Below are 18,500 nucleotides of genomic sequence, written 5' to 3'. Positions count from 1 at the left end.
GCTACGACACCAGCCCGACGAGCAGCTGCGGCAGCACGCTGGTGACCACGAGGACCGCCGAGCCGACGAGGGCGACGCCGACGCTCGCGCGGCGGGACGCGGGCCTGGCCGGGCCCGGCCCCTCGGGCTCGCCGACGAGGACCGCGAACCACCGGACGTAGACCGCGATCCCGAGCACGGCCGCGACCACCGCCACCACCGCCACCGGCCACAGCCCGGCCGACACGACCGGCCGGATGGCGACGATCTTGGCCACCAGCCCGATGATGCCCGGGGGCAGCCCGGCGAGGACGAGCAGGGCCAGGGCGAGCGCTCCCCCGGCGACCGGGTCGCGCCGGAGCAGTCCTTGGTATGCCGTGAGCTGCCGTCCGTCCTCGACGCGCGGTCCGTGGACCGCGCGGACCGCCGCGAACGCGACGAGGCCGGCGACGGCATACACGACGACGTAGACCGCACCGGCCCGGCGACCGGCGGCCGTGAGCGCGGTCAGCGGCAGGATCACCCAGCCGGCCTGCGCGACGGTCGACCACGCGAGCAGGCGGACGACCTCGGTCTGGCGCAGCGCCATGACCGTGCCGACGAGCATCGACGCGACGGTGAGGGTGACGAGTGCGGCGACGACGGCGTGGGGGCCGGGGGTGGCTCCGACGACCGACTCCCACGGGGCGAGCACGACGATCAGCGCGCCGACGGCGGCGATCTTGGAGGCCGACGCGAGCAGCGCGGAGACGGGCAACGGCCCCGACGTGAGGGTGGTCGGCGTCCAGGCGTGGAACGGCACGGCCGACATCTTGAACGCCAGCCCGGCGAGGAGCACGACCGTGGCGAGGCTGACGAGCACCCGCTGCTCGGGGACCGCCCACGCGGTGGCGAGCGAGTCACCGGTGAGGGTCGGGTCGCCGGTGCCGGTCACCCAGAGGGCGGTCCCGAGGGCGAGGAGGCCGAACGACACGAGTGAGGTCGTGAGCAGGGTGAGGGCCCCGTGGGCGGCGGCGCGGCGGTCGCGCCAGGCGACGAGGGCGATCACCGGGAGGGTGGCGAGCTCGAGGGTGATGAGCCAGGTGCCGAGGTCGCGAGCGGCGACGACGGCGACGGCGCCGCTGGCCGAGGCGAGCAGCATGACGACGTCGACGACACCGGCCCGGTGGATCGAGACCAGCGCGAGCACGGCGAGGGTCGCGAGCAGGGCGGCGATCTGCAGGGTGCTCGTCAGGGGGCCGCCGTCCCAGAGGCAGCGCCCTTCGGGAGCGGGCGTGCACAGCGTGAGCCGTGGACCGGCGTCGAGCACGCCCGGGAGCGCGGTGGCCGCGCCGCCGCCGAGACCGAGGGCACCGATGACGGGAGCGGCGAGCCGCGTCCGTGGGGCGATGGCGTCGACGACGAGGACGAGCAGCATCGCGGCGACGGGGAGGAGTGCCGGCAGCAGCAGTCCCCACGACAGGTCGAGGGTCATGGGCGTCCCCCGATGAGGGTCTCGGCAGCCGAGGCGGTGACCGAGAGCACGGTGTGCGGCACGACGCCGATGATGACGACGGCGGTGACGAGCACGGCGAGGACGGCGAGCTCGACGCCGCGCGTGTCCGGGGTGCGAGGGTCGATCGGCTCGAGCCGGCCGGCGAGCGCGTCGTCGGCCGCCGTGTCGGGCACGGCGTCACCGACCCAGACGATCCGGGCCACCCGCAGCGCATAGGCCGCGGCCAGCGCGGCCCCGACGGCCGCGATGACGGCGCAGGTGCGCAGGACCCCCTCCTGGTGGGCCGGGTTCCACGCGGCGACGAGCGCGAGGAACTCGCCCCAGAAGCCGGCGAGTCCGGGCAGCCCCAGCCCGGCTGCGAGACCGAGGATGAGGGCGAAGCCGAGCCGGGGCGAGACCTCGCGGAGCGCCGGGCGGACGACGGCGAGGTCGACCGAGCCCCAGCGGTGCTTGAGCCCGCCGACGATGACGAACAGCAGCGCCGAGATCACGCCGTGGGCGATGTTGCCGATGAGGGCTGCCTGGAGCCCGGTCTCGGTGCCGGAGGCGAGGCCGAGGACGACGAAGCCCATGTGCGCGACCGACGAGAAGGCGATCAGCCGCTTGAGGTCGCGCTCGACGAGGCAGATGAGCCCGCCCCAGAGGATGCCGACGACGCCGGCGATGGCGAGGGCGGGGGCGATCCGCGCGAAGCCCTCGGGCACGTTGGCCAACGGGAGCCGGACCAGCCCGTAGGTGCCGAGCTTGAGCAGCACCGCCGCCAGGAGCACCGAACCCGCGGTCGGGGCCGTGGTGTGGGCGGCCGGCAGCCACGTGTGGAGCGGGAAGACGGGGACCTTGACGGCCAGCCCGAGGGTGAGGAGGAGGGCGATGAGGGTCTGCTGGCCGGCGCCGAGCGCGGCGGCAGCGGCCGGCAGGTCGTCGAGGTCGGCCGTGCCGGCCTGGCCGACGAGCAGCAGGATGCCGACGAGCATGAGGGTCGAGCCGACCGCGGTGTATAGGAGAAACCTCGCCGAGGCGTCGGCGCGGGCCGCGGCGTTGCGCGGGTCGCCGTAGCGGGAGATGAGCACCCACATCGGCACGAGGACGACCTCGAAGGCGATGAAGAACAGCACGGCGTCGCGGGCGGCGAAGGCCGCCAGGGCCCCCGTCTCGACGAGGAGGAGTGCGCCGAGATAGGTCGCAGGGCTCCCGCGCAGGAGTCCGGTGTGGCCGTCCGCCCACGGCTGCTCCACCCACGCGTGCGCGACGACGAGCACGCCGATGACGGCCGTGAGGACGACGAGCGGGGCGCTGATGCCGTCGACCGCGAAGTGCCAGCGCACGCCGAGGTCCGGGATCCAGGCGCGGTCGAGGACCGGGCGGGCGATGGACGCGCCGATCGCGGCGAGGCCACCGACGACCGCCGCGGCGAGCGCGACGAGCCGGGCCACGTCGGCGTTGAGCGCGCGCCCGCCCGTGACGAGCCAGATCCCGACCGCGCCGGGGGCCAGGAGCATGAGGACGAGGAGGGTCAGCGCCACGTGAGCACCGCCGTCCCGGCCGCGACGAGCAGGCCGAGGGCGACCAGGCCCAGACCGGCCGAGGGCGCCTCGCGTCGGTGTCCGCGCTCGGCCAACCACCCCGCGACGCCCGCAGAGGCGGCCGCCCCGCGCACATAGCCGTCGACGACCTCGCGGTCGAGGAACGCGACGACCCGGGCCAGTCCCAGCACCGGTCGGGCGACGACCGCGCGGTATGCCGTGTCGACCCCGAAGCCGCTGTCGGCGAGGGCGCGCTGGCGGGGGGTGCGGACGAACTGGTCACGTGGGTCGCCGGCGCCGCGGGCGAGCCAGGACAGGCCGCCCCCGACGAGGATGAGGAGGGCGGTGAGGAGCATCCACCACACCGACGCCCCGTGGACGTCGAACAGTCCCGTGAGCAGCACGAGGCCGCCGACGACGGTGAGCACCGTGAGCACGGCGAGCGCGACGAGGACGGGAGCGGACGGCATACCTCCGTGCCCGTGCGTGTCGACCGCATTTCCTGACCTATTGGTCGAAAAGTGCGCGACATCGTCACCGCCGCCGTCGACACCTTTCGCCCTATTGGTCGAAAGGTGCGCGCGGGTGGAGACGACGAGGTGGGCGCGGACGGCGTAGGCGGCGGTGAGGACGACGGTGACGAGCAGCGCCGCGAGGACGACGACGCCCGGGCCGCCGGAGCTCGCCGCCCCCTCGTAGGCCGTGACGACGACGTGCTCCTTGGACAGCCCACCCACCACGAACGGCGCCCCGGCGAGCGCGAGCAGACCGAAGAGCCACGCCACCATGGCGAGCGGGTGGGTGCGACCCGAGCCGCGCAGCGCGGAGGCGAGCGTCGAGCCGGCGACGACCGACAGCCAGCCGATGGTGAGGAACAGCAGCGACTTGAAGATCGCGTGCGACCACAGGTGGAACAGGCCGGGGTCGGGGCCGATCTCCGCAGGTGCCGTCGCCAGTGCCGACAGCATGATCGCCACCTGGCTCACCGTCGACCAGGCGAGCAGCCGCTTGAGGTCGGACTGGCCCAGCGCGAGGACCGCCGCGCCGACCATCGTGACGGCCACGGAGAGGCCGAGGACCCAGCGGGCGCCGTCGGCGACGACGAGGACCTCGAAGAGCTGGGCGAGGACGACGGTCCCGGCGGCGACCATCGTCGCGGCGTGGATGAGCGCCGAGGCCGGGGTCGGGCCCTCCATGGCGTCGGGCAGCCAGTCCTGGAACGGGAACTGCGCCGACTTGCCGAGCACCCCGATGACGACGAGCACCAGCAACGTCGAGCGCAGGGCCGGCGATCCGGGTGCCTCGGCGGAGGTCCAGGTCGTGACGACCTCGTCGAGGTGCGTGGACCCGGCGCCGGCGACGAGACCGACGATGCCGAGGACGAAGCCGACGTCGGCGACCCGCGTGACGAGGAAGGCCTTGTGCGCCGCTCGGCGAGCCGACTCCTTGCGCGACCAGTGGCCGATGAGCAGGAACGAGCACCAGCCCATGACCTCCCAGCCGACGAGCGTGAGCACGAGGTCTCGGGCGTGGACGACGAGCATCATCGCGGCGGTGAACAGGCTGACGGTGGCGGCGAAGACGGCGAGGCGGTCGTCGTCGGCGAGGTACCAACGGGTGAAGACGAGCACGGCCGCCGCGACGAGGGCGACGACGGCGGCCACCGCGGCCGTGGACGGCCCGGCCCCGAGGCGAAGGGGCATCTCCAGCCCGCCGACGGCATACGGGTCGACGAGCGGGCTGGTCGCCGCACCGCGCACCGGTGCCACCACGAGGCCGACGACCGCGAGCACGAGCGAGACCAGCGAGGCGACGACCGACACCTGCGTGGCCGGGCCCGGCCAGCGTCGCACCGCCAGCGTCACGACGGCGGCGAGCAGCGGCAGCCCGACGAGCAGGGACGACACCCACAGCGCACTCACGCCCCCACCTCCCCCTCCGACTTCTTGCCGGTTCGGGTCACGGCGGGGTGACCCGAACTGGCAAGAAGTCGGTCGTCGAGGGGTTCGTCCATGTCGATCGACCCGCGGTGGCGGAAGGCGGTGAGGATGACAGCGAGCGCGACGACGACCTCGGCCGCGGCGATGGTGATGACGAAGAGCGGCAGGATGCTCGACGCCTCCCAGCGCGACGCCGACGCGGCGCCCGACGTCACGAGCAGCACGAGCGAGCCGGAGAGGATGAGCTCAACGCCGATGAGCACGAGGACGGCGTTGCGCCGGGCGAGGACGCCCATGACGCCGAGCCCGACGAGCAGCGCGGCGACGACGTAGGGCCCGACGAGGTGGATCACGCGTCCTCCCCGACGCGGCCGCGCGAGACGGCGAGCGCCGCGATGAGGGCGGCGAGCAGCAGCACCGACAGCGCCTCGAACGGCCAGACCCACGTGCCGAACAGCTCGGTGGCGACGGCCTGGTTCGAGATGTCGCGTCGCTCGACCGCGTCCCCGGCCACCGGCACGAGCGCGGCGAGCAGGAGCGCCGTGGTCGCCGCCCCGGCCAGGCCGGCCGCCACCTGCCGCCACACGGGCACGGCGTGGGCGAGGTCGGGGCCGATCGGCGCCCGCGTCAGCATGAGCGCGAAGAGGACGAGCACGACGACGGCACCGACGTAGACGAGCACGAGGACCAGCGCCACGAGCTCGTGCCCGAGGACGAGCAGGCACCCGGCGACACCCAGCAGCGCCACGACGAGCCAGAGGGCGGCGTGCACCACCTGCCGGGTCGTCACGGCGAGCAGCCCGGCGACGACCGCCAACAGCCCGCACGCGGCGAACGCCAGGTCGAGTGAGGTCATGCGCCCGGCGCCCCGGTCCCCCGCGGCGCGCGGAGCGGCTTGTTCGCCGCGGCGACCTCGGCCGGCTCGGCCGACCGCTCGTCGAGGGCCGGCGGCGGGGGCACGGTCTCCATCCAGCCGCCGAGGCGCTCCTTGTCGTGGAGCAGGTCGCGGATGTCGGTCTCGGCGTACTCGAACTGCGGGCTCCAGAACAGCGCGTCGAACGGGCAGACCTCGATGCAGATCCCGCAGTACATGCACAGCGAGAAGTCGATCGAGAAGTTGTCGAGCACGTTGCGCTGCCGCTCCCGCCCGCCCTCGGTGGTGGCGGGGATCGTCTCCTTGTGCGAGTCGATGTAGATGCACCAGTCCGGGCACTCGCGCGCGCAGAGCATGCAGCTCGTGCAGTTCTCCTCGAGCAGCGCGATGACGCCCCGGCTGCGCGGCGGCAGGTCGGGCGCGACGTCCGGGTACTCCTGCGTGTGCGTCTTGCGCGTGGCCGTCTTCGCGGTCGTCGCCAGACCCTTGAGTATGCCGGGCAGCATGCCCTTTGAGCTCGGCGTGCTGCCGCCGTGGCCGGGACCGTGACCACCATGGCCGTGGCCCGAGTGGTCGTGGCCCGAGTGGTCGTGGCCCGGGCGGTCGTGGCCCGAGTGGTCATGTCCTGCAGGGGTGTTCATCGCGTCATCACCACGCCGATTCCGGTGAGGGCCAGCTGGAGCAGGGCCATGGGCAGGAGGACGAGCCACGCGAGTCGCTGGAGCTGGTCCTCGCGCATGCGCGGCCAGGCCACGCGGAACCAGATGACGAGCACGGCGACGACGAAGCCCTTGAACAGGGTCCACAGCCAGCCGAGCTCGTCGCTGAACGGGCCCCGCCATCCCCCGAGGAAGAGGACGGCGAAGAGGAGCGAGAAGACGACGATGCCGGCGTACTCCGCGAGCAGGAAGAACGCGAACCGCAGTCCGGTGTACTCGGTCCACGGCCCCATGACGAGCTCGGCGTCGGCGATCGGCATGTCGAACGGCGGCCGCTGGAGCTCGGCCAGGGCCGCGACGAGGAAGACCAGCGCACCGGGCAGCTGCCAGACGAGCCACCACGGCGACCAGGCCTCCACCACCCCGGCCAGGCTCAGCGTCCCGGCGGCCAGGCAGGCGGAGGCGACCGACAGCACCAGCGGCAGCTCGTAGGAGACGAGCTGGGCCGCTGAGCGCAGGGCCCCGAGCAGGGCGTACTTGTTGGCGCTGGCCCAGCCGGCCATGAGCGTCCCGAGCGCGCCGACGCTCGTGGCCGCGAGGAGCAGGACGGCGCTGGCCGGCACCTCGACCGCCGCGACCCCGTCGTGCAGCGGCAGCGCGGCCATGGCGAGCAGGTAGGGCACGAGCGCGACGAACGGCGCGATCCGGAAGATCGTCCGGTCCGCGGCGCGCGGGGTGATGTCCTCCTTCTGCGCGAACTTCACCCCGTCGGCGACGAGCTGGGCCCACCCGTGGAACCCGCCGGCATACATCGGTCCGAGGCGGCCCTGCATGTGGGCCATGACCTTGTGCTCGGTCTGGCCGACGAGCAGCGGCAGCACGAGGAACGCGGCCAGCACGGCCACCGACCTCACGACCACCTCGAGCACGCTCATCGGTTCGCAGCCTAGACGCTGGCGCCTCTCCGCGAGCGCCGCGACGACACGGGCGAAGCGGCGCACTCAGCCGCCGTCGGACGTGTCGGTCACCCCCTCGTACAGGCCGACGGTGTTGCCGTCGAGGTCGCTGAAGATCGCCCACCAGCTCGTCTCGCTGATCGGTGACTTCTCCATGACGACGGAGCCGCCCTGCTCGGTCACCCTGGCGAGGGTCTCGTCGATCGAGTCGACCTCGACGTAGGAACGGGGCTGGGTGAACCCCTCGCCGCGGGGCGCGAGCCCGCCGCCGCTGATCGTGTTGGGGGCCTGCCACATCGGATATCCCTCGAAGCCGGGAACCTCCGCGATACGCCACCCGAAGAGCTCCGAGTAGAACGCCTTCGCCCGCTCCATGTCCGAGACCGGGATGTCGATGTGGGTGATGTCGCCGTGAGCCATGGTCGCCTCTCCCTCGGGGGACGGACCGGTCCCGGCCCCTCACCCCCAGTCAACCGGCGCGCGCCCTTGGCCGGAAGTCCCGGAGGGGGCCATCCTCGGTCAGCGGGGGCCCCAGTCTGGGCCCGGCACCCCCGGGGCCTGCACGCGGCGGCGGGAAGGGGACTTCGACGAGTCATGACCCTCGCCCGGCTCCTTGCCACCGGGCCAGGGCTTGGACGCGCGGGCGGCGAGCACGAACGACTTCCGCAGCGGTGTCCCCTCGAACCCGTCGGGGAGCAGGAGCGGTCGCAGGCCCAGCCCCGACCCGTCGTCGAAGCCGGTGAACGCGACCCCGAACATCTCGTGGGTCTCGCGCTCGTGCCAGGCGGCGCCGGCATACACGTCGGTGACGGAGGCGAGGGCGGCACCGGTGGGAACGCGCGTCGTGAGCCTCAGCGCGCGGAAGGCCGAGAGCCGCGAACCGACGACCGCGTCGTAGCGCGGAAAGGCGACCACCCGCAGCACCACGTCGTCACCCGGCGCGGCCTCGTCGTGGCTGCGGTCGACGGCGCTGAGCCAGTCGAAGAAGGTGAACCCCTGCCCGTGGGCGGCGGCGACGGCGTCGTGCCAGTCGCCGATGGCGACCCTGCGCAGCTCGTCGGTGCTCACCCGCGCAGCCTAGCCATCGCTCACGCCACCGCGACGGCTGCGGCGACCACGGCGACGACGGCAGCGGCGGTGCGGACGACGTCGGCCAACCTCAGCCGGCGGACGAGCTCGGCGGTCCGGCCGTCACCGAGGCGGCCGTGGGTCGGTGCCGCCACGGCGGCGGTGCTGAGGGCTGCCACCGCGCACGCCGACGCGGCGACGAGCACGGCCGCGGAAGGGGCCGTCACCAGGGCACCGACCGCGGTGACGACGAGCGCGCCGTAGACGACGGCGACGAGCGGGGTGATCCGTCGTCCGTGCGCCGCATGCGCGGCGCGCCACTCGGAGTCCGGCGTCGCGAGCAGGGCCGGATAGGCGACGACCGTGACGGTGAGCTGGAACCCCAGGTGGACCGCGGCCGCGACGAGCAGCGCGGTCAGCACGGTCTCAGCGTCCGCACCGGCTCTGCCCCGTCCATGCCGACGACCCTAGGCGGCCGCGCGCACGCCGGCGTCCGCAGGGACGGTCGGGTTGGCGACCATCCCTGCGAACACGTCCGCGCGTGCGGGTGCGGGGTGGGCCGTCAGCGACCGGCGGCGTGCTCGGCAGCCTGGCGGGCGGCATACGCGCGGTCCACGCGGTCGATGCTCGCCCGCGACGAGAGGTCGACACCGGCACGCGCGGCGGCGGCCTTCACCTGGGCCGAGCCGAGGTCGGGCGCGAGGACCGGCTTCGGCGTGATGCTCGCGTCCCGGGACGCGTAGCCGCGCTGCTGCGTCGCGAGGGAGTCGGCCGAGGCCGCGGCCCCTTGGAGCGTCGCGCTGGTGGTCGTGAACGAGGAGCCGGTGAGCGGGGTGCTCACGGCCGGGGCGTAGCCACCGCTGTGGCCGGCCCGGTTGGGGTGGTAGCTCTCGCTGACCGGGCTGGAGAGGCCGTTGATCCACTCGACGTCGTCACAGACCGCGTGTCCGAGAAACCGTGAGGTCGGGTTCGCGAAGCTGAACGCCTTGGCACCAGCGGCGGCTGACGTCCTGCCGTTGAGCAGGTCGGCCATCTGGTTGAGCCGTGCCTGCTCGGTCGGCGAGAACCAGGTGAAGGCGTTGCAGTCCTCGCCCTGGAAGATGCGCGGGTAGCCGACGACGACGACCTTCGCGTTCGGCGCCTTGGTGCGGATGCTCGTGTAGAGCGTGGCGAGCCGGCCGGGGAGGACGTTCGTGATGTAGCTCTGGGCCGTGTCGATGGCGCCGTTGCAGTTGCTCGCCCAGGCCGGCTTGGCGCACTCGGTGAGGACGTTCGCGAACCCGGCGTCGTTGCCGCCGACGGAGATGCTCACGTGGGTCGTCGACGCCGTCAGCGAGGCCAGCTGGGTGTTGGTGACGTCGGCGACCGTGGCTCCGGAGCACGCGCGGAAGTTGAGGGTCAGCCCCTTCGCCGCCGCGATCAGCGAGGGGTACGCGAGGGCGGAGCGCTGGCAGGTCGTGCCGTCGTTGAGGTAACTCCGCGTCCCCGTCCCCGACGAGTAGGAGTCGCCGAGGGCGACGTACGAGGTGGCGGCCTGCGCCGGTGCTGCGCTGATCACGAGGCTGGTCGCGGCGGCACACGCGGCGACCAGACCCATGGCTCGAACTGTCGTCATTGACGTCTCCCAAGGATCGCGAGGGGTTGGTGTTCGCAACCTAGGGCCGTCACCGCGGGCGCGCACCCGGGAGCGGGAGCCTTTGCCAAGTCCTTACCCCAAACCGTCGTATGCCGTCCGCCCCCGTCCGCCACGTCGCGTCCGCCAGGGGCGTCCGCCAGGGGCCGGTCAGGAGGTGGTGGGGGTGACGTCGTCGAGGGCGAGCTGCGCCATGACGAGCACCAGCCCGGCGCCGATGAGGACGAGCCCGAAGCGCTGGTGCTCCAGGCCGAGAAGCCCCGCGCCGACGATCGCGACGGCCGTGCCGGCAGCCAGCGCGCGCGGCACCCTGGGGATGCGCCGCCGGGCCCTGGGAGCAACGAAGAGACCCCACAGCACGGCCACGACGACGACGGCCAGGACACCGGCCAAGGCGCCGCCAACGCCTCCTCCGGCGACGCCGGAGCCGAGCAGGAAGACCCCGACCATGAAGGCGAACTCGATGACGAACGCGAGCAGGCCCAGGACGACCAGCATCAGCCGGGCCTGCTGACCCGCTCGCGCGTCACCTCGGCGGCGGATCCCGTGCGGTGGGCGGTGTAGCGCGGCGCCGAACCGGTGTCGTGCCCAGCACCCGCACCACCCAGCCGGTCGGCGATGGCGCGGCCGGACAGCCGCTCCCCCGCGATCTGCTCCTGGAGCCGGATGATGCCGTGGAGCAGCGCCTCGGGCCGGGGCGGGCACCCGGGCACGTAGACGTCGACGGGGATGAGCTGGTCGACGCCCTTGGTCACCGAGTAGGAGTCCCAGTAGGGGCCACCGGAGTTCGAGCAGGCCCCGAAGGAGATGACGTACTTGGGCTCGGGCATCTGGTCGTAGAGGCGGCGGATGGCCGGCGCCATCTTGTCGGTCACCGTCCCCGACACGACCATGAGGTCGGCCTGGCGCGGACCCGGAGCGAACGGGATGACGCCGAGGCGGATGAAGTCGTGGCGGCCCATCGACGCGGCGATGAACTCGATCGCGCAGCAGGCCAGACCGAAGTTGAAGACCCAGAGGGAGTAGCGCCGGCCCCAGTTGAGCACCACCCGGATCGGCTTGGGCGCGTGCTCACCCAGCGGTCCGACGCGCGGCATCGGCAGCAGCACGGGCTCGTCGACGCTCACGTGGCCACCCTAGGACAGCCGGCACCCGGACGGCAGGGCCCCGACGGTGCTCAGGTCCAGCGCAGCAGGCCCCGCCGGGCGGCGTGCACGAGGCCGATGACGATGATGCCGATGAAGACGGCGATCTCGACGAGCGAGGCGGCACCGAGCTCCGGGTCGCGCAGGACGTAGGCCCACGGGAACAGGTAGACCGCGTCGACGGCGAACACGACGTAGAGGAACGCGTAGGAGAGGTAGCGGACCTGGCTCTGAGCCCAGCCCTCGCCCACGGGGTCGACGCCGGACTCGTAGGTCGTGAGCTTGGCGACGGTGGCAGCGCGGGGGGCGAGCAACCGGCGTGCGCCGGAGGCGGCGATGACCAGGAGGATGCCCGTCGCGAGGACCGCGGCGGCGACGACGTATCCGGTCATGCTCCGCAGCCTAGCGACCAGCGTCGTGGTGGAGCCGGTCCCGAGCCTGCCGCTCGGCGCCGGGTCCGAGCCTGCCGCCCGGTGCCGGTCAGCCTCGGTCAGCCCTCGAGGTGGCAGGCCCCGTAGATCGAGGCCACGGTGTTGACGCCGGTGCCCACCGACAGCTCGGCGCCGTCGCCGTCGTAGAGCGACATCTGGTGCTCGCCCGGCGCGTCCTTGAGCGTCTGCTCGTCGCCGTAGCCGCGCTCGGCCGCGACCCTCTTGACCGCCTCCCACGCGCGGGGCCAGTCCGCGTCCGGGATCGCCCCGAACGCACCGCCGCTCTCGAGGACCTGGCTCGTCGCGCCCTCGACCGTGTCGAACGGCTTCTTGCACAGCGACCCCGACTCGACCGTGGGGGCCGGGGTCCGCCAGCGGAGGGCCGGGGCGACCTCGCTCAGGGCCGCCCGCACCTCGGTGAGCAGGGCCAGGTTGTCGCGCTCCGCCTGCGCCGCCGAACGGCGGGACTCGAGCTGCTGTCGTGCATCCACGGTGTCTCCTGTGCATCCGGCGGTCAGGGCCATGAGGACGGTGATCGCGGCGGTCACGACCACCGTGCCACGACGAGGTCGGGCTCGGTGCTGCGCCGCGGGGAGGCGCGAGCTGGGGTCGTGGGTCATGTCGTCTCTCATCGGAGGAGGTCCGGCCACCAGGGCTGGGCGTCGAGCGGGTCGGTGAGCAGTCCGACATTCTGGCCCGAGACCGCGTCCTCCGGATGACCACCCACGACCTGCGCCATCGAGTACTGGCTCGTGGACCCGTCCTGGAGGTAGTCGGAGTGGCCGGTCACGCCCTGCCAGTCCCGCCCGTCCTCCGAGGACGCGTCGCCGGTCTCGAGGTGGTTCATCCCCTCGAGCCCGGTGGGGTCGCTGCCGAAGCGGCCGAGGTCACCCACCGGGTCCCACTTCGCCTCGGCGTAGTAGGCGCCCCCCTCGGGGAGGTGCATCTCGCCCAGGTCGCTCGTGCCGAGCCCCGGAGACCCGAAGAAGACGACCCGGTCGACCCCGGTGCCCTCGTGCTGCAGGCCGTAGCCCGTCGTCGTCGACCCGTACGAATGGGCGAGGGCGGTGAGGTCCGGGTCGGTCATCCGGGAGGCGTTGAGCCCCGCGAAGTAGGCCGCGAGGTCCCGGCCACCGTCCTGCGCCGATCCGGACAGCGCCACCGAGTCGCCGGCGAACGTCGTCCCCCACTGCGGCGCCTGGTAGCCGAGCCACGTCACCGTGGCCACCGTCCCGTCCTCACCCCGCCGGAACAGCTCGTCCTCGGTGCGGTTGCGCAGCTGGGCCATCGACGCGTCGTAGCCGCCCATCCCCTCGACGGTCGAGGTGAGCCCGGGCGTGAACACGGCGACGTGGTCGGCGGTGTCGACGTCGCCGTTGGCCACGACCGCCTGCGTCCGGGGTGTCGTGAAGTCGAGACCGAGGAGCTGGTGCTCGCCGGGCCGGCCGAGGATCTCGTCGAGCGTCTCGATGGCGCCCTGCTCCTCCAGCAGGTCGGTGTACTCGTCGATGTTCGCGGCGTAGTACGCGTCGTTGAGGGTCCCGTCGGGGCGGACGAAACCTGCGACCAGCTCGGCGAGCCGGTCGTCGACGTGCGTCCGGCGGTCGTCGAGCAGGGCGCGGTTCGCGAGGTCCCTCGACGCGGCGTCGACGCCGTCACGGTTGCCGATCCACCCCGGGTGCTGCGCGATGACGAGGGCGCGCTCGTCCGGCGACATGGCCGCCCACCACGCGGCGTTCTCGGTCGGCGTGCCGCCCCGCGGGGGTTCGAGGACGCCGAGGTCACCTGCCACCGCACCGATCGCGGAGGCCTGGGCCAGGGTCCCGGTGCCGCCGTCGATGCGGTTCAGCTCGATGCGACGGAGGAGTGCCCCGAGGTCGGCGTCGACGTCCTCGGCCTTGCGCAGCGCCTCCGAGATCCGGGTGGCACACTCGTCGACCGCTGCCATCCGGACCCGGCGGGCCTCGACGTCCGCCTCCGTGTCGTCGGCCCGGCAGACGAGGAGCTCGCTCATCGACACCGTGCCGCCGGAGCTGATGACGAGGCTGGAGAGCCGCGCGTACTCCTGGGCCTCGTCCACCGCGGTGACCACCCCGAGCACGGCGTCCGCCGCGTCGCAGACGGCCGTGAATGCCGCGGACACCTCGGCGACGACGTCCCGGAGGTCGTCGGTGATGATCCGCAGACGGTTCCCCGAGGTCTGCGACGCCGAGCCGGTCCAGCTCCGCGGCAGCCCCATGGTGGCGAGCTCGTCCGCGAGGTCGAGCATGTCGCGGCGCGTGGTGCGCAGCCGGCTCTCGGCGGTCGCGAAGGGCTCGTGCCTCCACCGGGTGATGTCGGACCAGGTGAGCGCCACGGTCAGCGTCCCCGGCCAAGCGGTCCGAACGCCGCGCGGGCGGCCTCGTCGTCGAGCTCGTACTGCGTGGCGTTGGCGTCGAGGGTGCTGGCGTAGCCGCGCGCAGCCTCGACCCAGTCGGAGAGCTCGGTGGTCCAGTCGCTGCTCACCCTCGCCATGACGGCGACGCTGGCCGCGCCCGGAATCCCCGCGCCGGCGCCGGTGAGGTCACTGCCGGGCGTCAGCCTCGCCAGCTGCGAGACGGCCGACCGGGCCGCCTCGGCCGAGTCGCGCAGGTCCCCGATCTCGACCTCGTACGTCATGCGTCCCCCTCGTGTGCGGCCCCGGCCCCAAGGGTGTCAGCGGGTCGCCCGCGGCGGCAATGGGGAGACCTCCCCGACGCAGCGTGGGCGCACGCAAGGGTTGCCTTCCCTCGGTCGTACGATGGAGGGACACGTCGGGCGAGACGAGTCACGGCCCGACTGACGTCTCTCGAGTCAGGTGTCCATGTCCAGCAAGACCGTCCACAAGCTCGATCGCGTCGTCATCCGCTTCGCCGGGGACTCCGGCGACGGCATGCAGCTCACGGGGGACCGGTTCACCTCCGAGACGGCTGACATGGGCAACGACCTGTCGACGCTCCCCAACTTCCCTGCAGAGATCCGTGCGCCCCAGGGGACGCTGCCCGGTGTCTCGAGCTTCCAGCTCCACTTCGCCGACCACGACGTGCTCACCCCCGGTGACGCCCCGGACGTCCTCGTCGCGATGAACCCCGCCGCCCTCAAGGCGAACCTCGGCGACGTCCCGCGCGGGGCGACGATCATCGTCAACACCGACGAGTTCAGCAAGCGCAACCTCGCCAAGGTGGGCTATGCCGAGAGCCCCGTCGACGACGGCAGCCTCGAGTCCTTCCACGTCCACGCGGTGCCCCTGACGTCGATCACGGTCGACGCTCTGGCTCCCTTCGGTGGCCTGAGCCGCAAGGAGAAGGAGCGCGCCAAGAACATGTTCGCGCTGGGCCTCCTGTCGTGGATGTACACCCGTCCCATGACCGGCACCGAGGCCTTCCTGAAGAAGAAGTTCGGGGCCCACCCCGAGATCCTCGATGCCAACCTCACCGCGCTCAGGGCCGGCTGGAACTACGGCGAGACGACCGAGGACTTCGCCTCCAGCTACGAGATCGCGCCGGCGGCGATGCCGCCCGGGACCTACCGCAACATCACCGGCAACACCGCGCTCGCCCACGGACTCGTCGCCGCTGCGCACCGCGCCAACCTGCCCCTGGTCCTCGGGTCCTACCCGATCACCCCGGCGTCCGACATCCTGCACGCGCTGTCCTCGCTCAAGCGCCACGACATCATGACGATCCAGGCCGAGGACGAGATCGCCGGCATCGGCATCGCCCTCGGCGCCAGCTTCGGCGGCGCCATCGGCGTGACGACGACGTCGGGGCCCGGCGTGGCGCTCAAGTCCGAGACCATCGGACTGGCCGTCTCGCTCGAGCTGCCGCTGGTCATCGTCGACGTCCAGCGTGGCGGTCCCTCGACGGGGCTGCCGACCAAGACCGAGCAGGCGGACCTGCTGCAGGCGATGTACGGCCGCAACGGCGAGTCGCCGGTCCCCATCATCGCGCCGTCGACCCCGGCCGACTGCTTCGACGCCGCCATCGAGGCGGTCCGGATCGCCACGGCATACCGCACTCCGGTCTTCCTGCTCAGTGACGGCTACCTCGCCAACGGCTCCGAGCCGTGGGCCGTCCCGGAGGTCGAGGACCTGCCCGACCTGAAGGTCGAGTTCGCGACCACGCACAACGGCGTCGACGTCAAGGGCGAGCCGGTCTTCCACCCGTTCCTGCGCGACGAGCAGACCCTCGCCCGACCGTGGGCCGTCCCCGGCACGCCGGGGCTCGAGCACCGTATCGGCGGCATCGAGAAGGCCGACGTCACCGGCAACATCTCCTACGACCCCGACAACCACGACCGGATGACGCGGCTGCGCGCGGCGAAGGTCGCGGGCATCGCGGGCATCCCCGACGTCGTCGTCGAGGACCCCTCCGGCGCCGCCCGCGTCCTCGTGCTCGGCTGGGGGTCAACGCAGGGTCCGATCGCCGCCGCCGTCCGCGCCGTCCGCAACGCCGGCCACGACGTCGCGTCGGCGCACCTGCGCCACCTCAACCCGTTCCCCGCCAACCTGGGCGAGGTGCTCCGCGCCTACGACCGTGTCGTCGTCCCCGAGATGAACCTCGGCCAGCTGTCGATGCTGCTGCGTGCGCAGTTCCTCGTCGACGTCCGTCCCCACACGTCGGTGCGCGGCCTGCCGTTCTCCACGGTGGACCTCTCCGGCGTCATCCTCACCCACCTCGAGGAGGTCTCGTGACCACCACCGACCCCGCCATCCACGCGACCGCACCCGCCCGCCCCGGTGGGCTGGCCGGCATACCCCTGCTCGCCGCCGACGCGCCGAAGCAGACCAAGAAGGAGTTCACCTCCGACCAGGAGGTGCGCTGGTGCCCCGGGTGCGGCGACTACGCCATCCTCGCCGCGGTGCAGTCCTTCCTGCCCGAGCTGGGGCTCAAGCGCGAGAACATCACCTTCGTCTCCGGCATCGGCTGCTCGTCGCGCTTCCCCTACTACCTCGACACCTACGGCATGCACTCGATCCACGGTCGTGCCCCCGCCATCGCGACCGGTCTCGCCACCTCGCGGCCGGACCAGAACGTCTGGGTCGTCACGGGCGACGGTGACGCCCTCTCGATCGGTGGCAACCACCTCATCCACGCCCTGCGGCGCAACGTCAACATGACGATCCTGCTGTTCAACAACGAGATCTACGGCCTCACCAAGGGTCAGTACTCCCCCACCTCGAAGGTGGGCCAGGTGACGAAGTCGACGCCGCTGGGCTCGGTCGACCAGCCGTTCAACCCCGTCTCGCTGGCGCTGGGTGCGGAGGCGACGTTCGTGGCGCGCACCATGGACAGCGACCGCAAGCACCTCACCTCGATCCTGCGCGCGGCCGCCGAGCACCGCGGCACCTCGCTCGTCGAGATCTACCAGAACTGCCCGATCTTCAACGACGGCGCGTTCGACCTCATCAAGGACCGCTCGCAGCAGGAGGCGCGCATCGTGCACCTTCTCGACGGCGAGCCGGTCGGGGTCGGGCCCGAGGACGACCGCAAGGTCCTCGTGCGGATGCCCGGCGGTCGGGTCGAGTTCGCGCCGGCCGCGTCGGCCGAGGGTGCGGACGTCGTCGTCCACGACGCCGGCGCCGAGGACCCGAGCCAGGCGTTCGCCCTCTCGCGGCTCGACTCCCCGGAGATGACGCACGTGCCGATGGGGATCTTCCGCTCGGTGTCGCGCCCGACGTACGACGACGGGGTGCGGGCCCAGATGCGCGCGGCCGTCGACACCGCCGGCGGCCCGCCCACGGACGACGACCTCGCGTCCCTGCTGCGCGGTCGCGACACCTGGACCGTCGTGTGACCGGGGCATGACGCCGCCCGTCCAGGGCGACGCCGGTGAGCTGAGACGCGGGACGCTCTACGCGCTCGGGGCCTACGGCATCTGGGGCCTGTTCCCGCTGTACTTCCACGCCCTCAAGCCCTCCGGGGCCTTCGAGATCCTCGCCCACCGGATCCTGTGGACCCTCGCCTTCTGCGCGCTGGTGCTGCTCGTGCGACGCGACTTCGGGTGGCTGCGGACCGTCGCCGGGCGGCCGAAGCTCCTCGGCGGGCTGACGCTCGCGGCACTGCTCATCGCGGCGAACTGGGTCGTCTACGTGCTCGCGGTGATCACCGGACGCACGTATGCCGCGGCGCTGGGCTACTTCCTCAACCCGATCGTCACCGTGGGGCTGGGGGTGGTCGTGCTCAAGGAGCGGCTCCGACCGCTGCAGTGGGCGGCCGTGTCCGTGGGCGCCGTCGCGGCGGTCTACCTCACGGTGGCGGGGGGCGAGTTCCCGTGGATCGCCGTGTCGCTGGCCTTCTCGTTCGCGTTCTACGGGCTCGTCAAGAAGAAGGTCGGGGCGACCCTCGACGCCATGCACTCGCTGGCGGTGGAGACGCTCGTGCTTGCGCCGGTCGCCGTCGGGGTGATCGTGTGGCTGGCCGCGCAGGGGTCGACGACCTTCGGCGCGGAGGGTCCGTGGCACACCGGGCTGCTCGTCGCTGCCGGCGTGGTCACGGCGATCCCGCTGCTGCTCTTCGCCGCGGCCGCCCGCCGGATCCCGCTCGTCACCATCGGGCTCATCCAGTTCCTCACGCCGATGCTCCAGCTCCTCTGCAGCGTGCTGCTGCTCGACGAGCGGGTGACCGGTGCGCTGTGGGTCGGCTTCGCGATCGTCTGGCTCGCCCTGCTGCTGCTCACCATCGACTCGCTGCGCCAGGGCCACTCGAACCGGCGGGCTCGCCGGGCCGAGGCGGAGGCCGAGCTCGAGCCCTGCCCCTGAGGCGACGAGCGAGTGGACC

Annotated in this window: 20 protein-coding genes; 3 read left to right on the top strand and 17 right to left on the bottom strand. The window is 72.7% G+C overall.

Features of this window, described 5'->3' with window-relative positions:
• Position 1 precedes the first annotated feature (1 nt).
• The 17 genes from ACOJV9_RS00690 to ACOJV9_RS00610 form a co-directional block, all read right to left on the bottom strand.
• The gene (locus ACOJV9_RS00690) at positions 2-1,453 is read right to left on the bottom strand and encodes a proton-conducting transporter transmembrane domain-containing protein (RefSeq protein ID WP_420183259.1); all 1,452 of its coding nucleotides are present in this window, start codon (positions 1,451-1,453) and stop codon (positions 2-4) included.
• Complete coding sequence (locus ACOJV9_RS00685; protein ID WP_420183258.1) at positions 1,450-2,997, bottom strand: complex I subunit 4 family protein; 1,548 nt, start codon at positions 2,995-2,997, stop codon at positions 1,450-1,452. Before ACOJV9_RS00685 ends, ACOJV9_RS00690 begins: the two co-directional genes overlap by 4 nt.
• Complete coding sequence (locus tag ACOJV9_RS00680; RefSeq protein ID WP_420183257.1) at positions 2,988-4,919, bottom strand: NADH-quinone oxidoreductase subunit 5 family protein; 1,932 nt, start codon at positions 4,917-4,919, stop codon at positions 2,988-2,990. The genes ACOJV9_RS00685 and ACOJV9_RS00680 overlap by 10 nt, the downstream gene beginning before the upstream one ends.
• Positions 4,916-5,290: an NADH-quinone oxidoreductase subunit NuoK gene (gene nuoK, locus ACOJV9_RS00675; protein ID WP_420183256.1), complete on the bottom strand. Its 375-nt coding sequence runs from the start codon at positions 5,288-5,290 to the stop codon at positions 4,916-4,918. Before nuoK ends, ACOJV9_RS00680 begins: the two co-directional genes overlap by 4 nt.
• Positions 5,287-5,793 (bottom strand): NADH-quinone oxidoreductase subunit J family protein, encoded by a 507-nt coding sequence (locus ACOJV9_RS00670; protein ID WP_420183255.1) that lies wholly within the window; start codon positions 5,791-5,793, stop codon positions 5,287-5,289. Before ACOJV9_RS00670 ends, nuoK begins: the two co-directional genes overlap by 4 nt.
• Positions 5,790-6,317 (bottom strand): 4Fe-4S binding protein, encoded by a 528-nt coding sequence (locus tag ACOJV9_RS00665; RefSeq protein WP_420183254.1) that lies wholly within the window; start codon positions 6,315-6,317, stop codon positions 5,790-5,792. Before ACOJV9_RS00665 ends, ACOJV9_RS00670 begins: the two co-directional genes overlap by 4 nt.
• Positions 6,318-6,448: 131 nt before the next feature.
• Positions 6,449-7,405: a complex I subunit 1/NuoH family protein gene (locus tag ACOJV9_RS00660; protein ID WP_420183253.1), complete on the bottom strand. Its 957-nt coding sequence runs from the start codon at positions 7,403-7,405 to the stop codon at positions 6,449-6,451.
• 66 nt (positions 7,406-7,471) lie between these two features.
• Positions 7,472-7,846, bottom strand: a complete 375-nt coding sequence (locus ACOJV9_RS00655) for a VOC family protein (RefSeq protein ID WP_420183252.1) — start codon at positions 7,844-7,846, stop codon at positions 7,472-7,474.
• Between the two features lie 99 nt (positions 7,847-7,945).
• Entirely contained in the window at positions 7,946-8,494 is a 549-nt protein-coding gene (locus ACOJV9_RS00650) for an NADH-quinone oxidoreductase subunit C (protein WP_420183251.1), read from the bottom strand.
• A 20-nt stretch (positions 8,495-8,514) separates the two neighbouring features.
• On the bottom strand, positions 8,515-8,916 hold the full coding sequence (locus ACOJV9_RS00645) for a hypothetical protein (protein WP_420183250.1): 402 nt from the start codon (positions 8,914-8,916) through the stop codon (positions 8,515-8,517).
• Positions 8,917-9,056: 140 nt separating this feature from the next.
• Positions 9,057-10,109, bottom strand: a complete 1,053-nt coding sequence (locus tag ACOJV9_RS00640) for an SGNH/GDSL hydrolase family protein (RefSeq protein WP_420183249.1) — start codon at positions 10,107-10,109, stop codon at positions 9,057-9,059.
• Positions 10,110-10,277: 168 nt separating this feature from the next.
• Positions 10,278-10,625, bottom strand: a complete 348-nt coding sequence (locus tag ACOJV9_RS00635; RefSeq protein WP_420183248.1) for a DUF2568 domain-containing protein — start codon at positions 10,623-10,625, stop codon at positions 10,278-10,280.
• Positions 10,625-11,224 carry an NADH-quinone oxidoreductase subunit B gene (locus ACOJV9_RS00630; protein WP_420183755.1) on the bottom strand — a complete coding sequence of 200 codons (600 nt, stop codon included), beginning with the start codon at positions 11,222-11,224 and terminating at the stop codon, positions 10,625-10,627. Before ACOJV9_RS00630 ends, ACOJV9_RS00635 begins: the two co-directional genes overlap by 1 nt.
• 80 nt (positions 11,225-11,304) lie before the next feature.
• Entirely contained in the window at positions 11,305-11,664 is a 360-nt protein-coding gene (locus ACOJV9_RS00625) for an NADH-quinone oxidoreductase subunit A (RefSeq protein WP_420183247.1), read from the bottom strand.
• Positions 11,665-11,762: 98 nt separating this feature from the next.
• Positions 11,763-12,323 carry an LppA family lipoprotein gene (locus ACOJV9_RS00620; protein WP_420183246.1) on the bottom strand — a complete coding sequence of 187 codons (561 nt, stop codon included), beginning with the start codon at positions 12,321-12,323 and terminating at the stop codon, positions 11,763-11,765.
• Between the two features lie 8 nt (positions 12,324-12,331).
• A complete protein-coding gene (locus ACOJV9_RS00615) occupies positions 12,332-14,059 on the bottom strand; it encodes an alpha/beta hydrolase (protein WP_420183245.1) in 1,728 nt (575 codons plus the stop codon).
• 2 nt (positions 14,060-14,061) lie between these two features.
• Positions 14,062-14,361, bottom strand: a complete 300-nt coding sequence (locus ACOJV9_RS00610) for a hypothetical protein (RefSeq protein WP_420183244.1) — start codon at positions 14,359-14,361, stop codon at positions 14,062-14,064.
• Between the two features lie 184 nt (positions 14,362-14,545).
• Between ACOJV9_RS00610 and ACOJV9_RS00605 the strand changes: the two genes are divergently transcribed.
• Genes ACOJV9_RS00605 through rarD form a run of 3 tightly spaced genes read left to right on the top strand, consistent with a single transcriptional unit; the run spans position 14,546 to position 18,481 of the window.
• Positions 14,546-16,414, top strand: coding sequence for a 2-oxoacid:acceptor oxidoreductase subunit alpha (locus tag ACOJV9_RS00605; RefSeq protein ID WP_420183243.1), 1,869 nt, complete (start codon positions 14,546-14,548; stop codon positions 16,412-16,414).
• On the top strand, positions 16,411-17,517 hold the full coding sequence (locus ACOJV9_RS00600; RefSeq protein WP_420183242.1) for a 2-oxoacid:ferredoxin oxidoreductase subunit beta: 1,107 nt from the start codon (positions 16,411-16,413) through the stop codon (positions 17,515-17,517). The genes ACOJV9_RS00605 and ACOJV9_RS00600 overlap by 4 nt, the downstream gene beginning before the upstream one ends.
• Positions 17,518-17,524: 7 nt before the next feature.
• Positions 17,525-18,481: an EamA family transporter RarD gene (gene rarD, locus ACOJV9_RS00595; protein ID WP_420183241.1), complete on the top strand. Its 957-nt coding sequence runs from the start codon at positions 17,525-17,527 to the stop codon at positions 18,479-18,481.
• Positions 18,482-18,500: the final 19 nt, after the last annotated feature.

This window comes from Knoellia terrae (assembly GCF_048606435.1).
Lineage (GTDB): Bacteria > Actinomycetota > Actinomycetes > Actinomycetales > Dermatophilaceae > Knoellia > Knoellia terrae.
The sequence above is the reverse complement of the archived record's forward strand: the minus strand, read 5'-3'. Positions and strand labels throughout refer to the sequence as shown.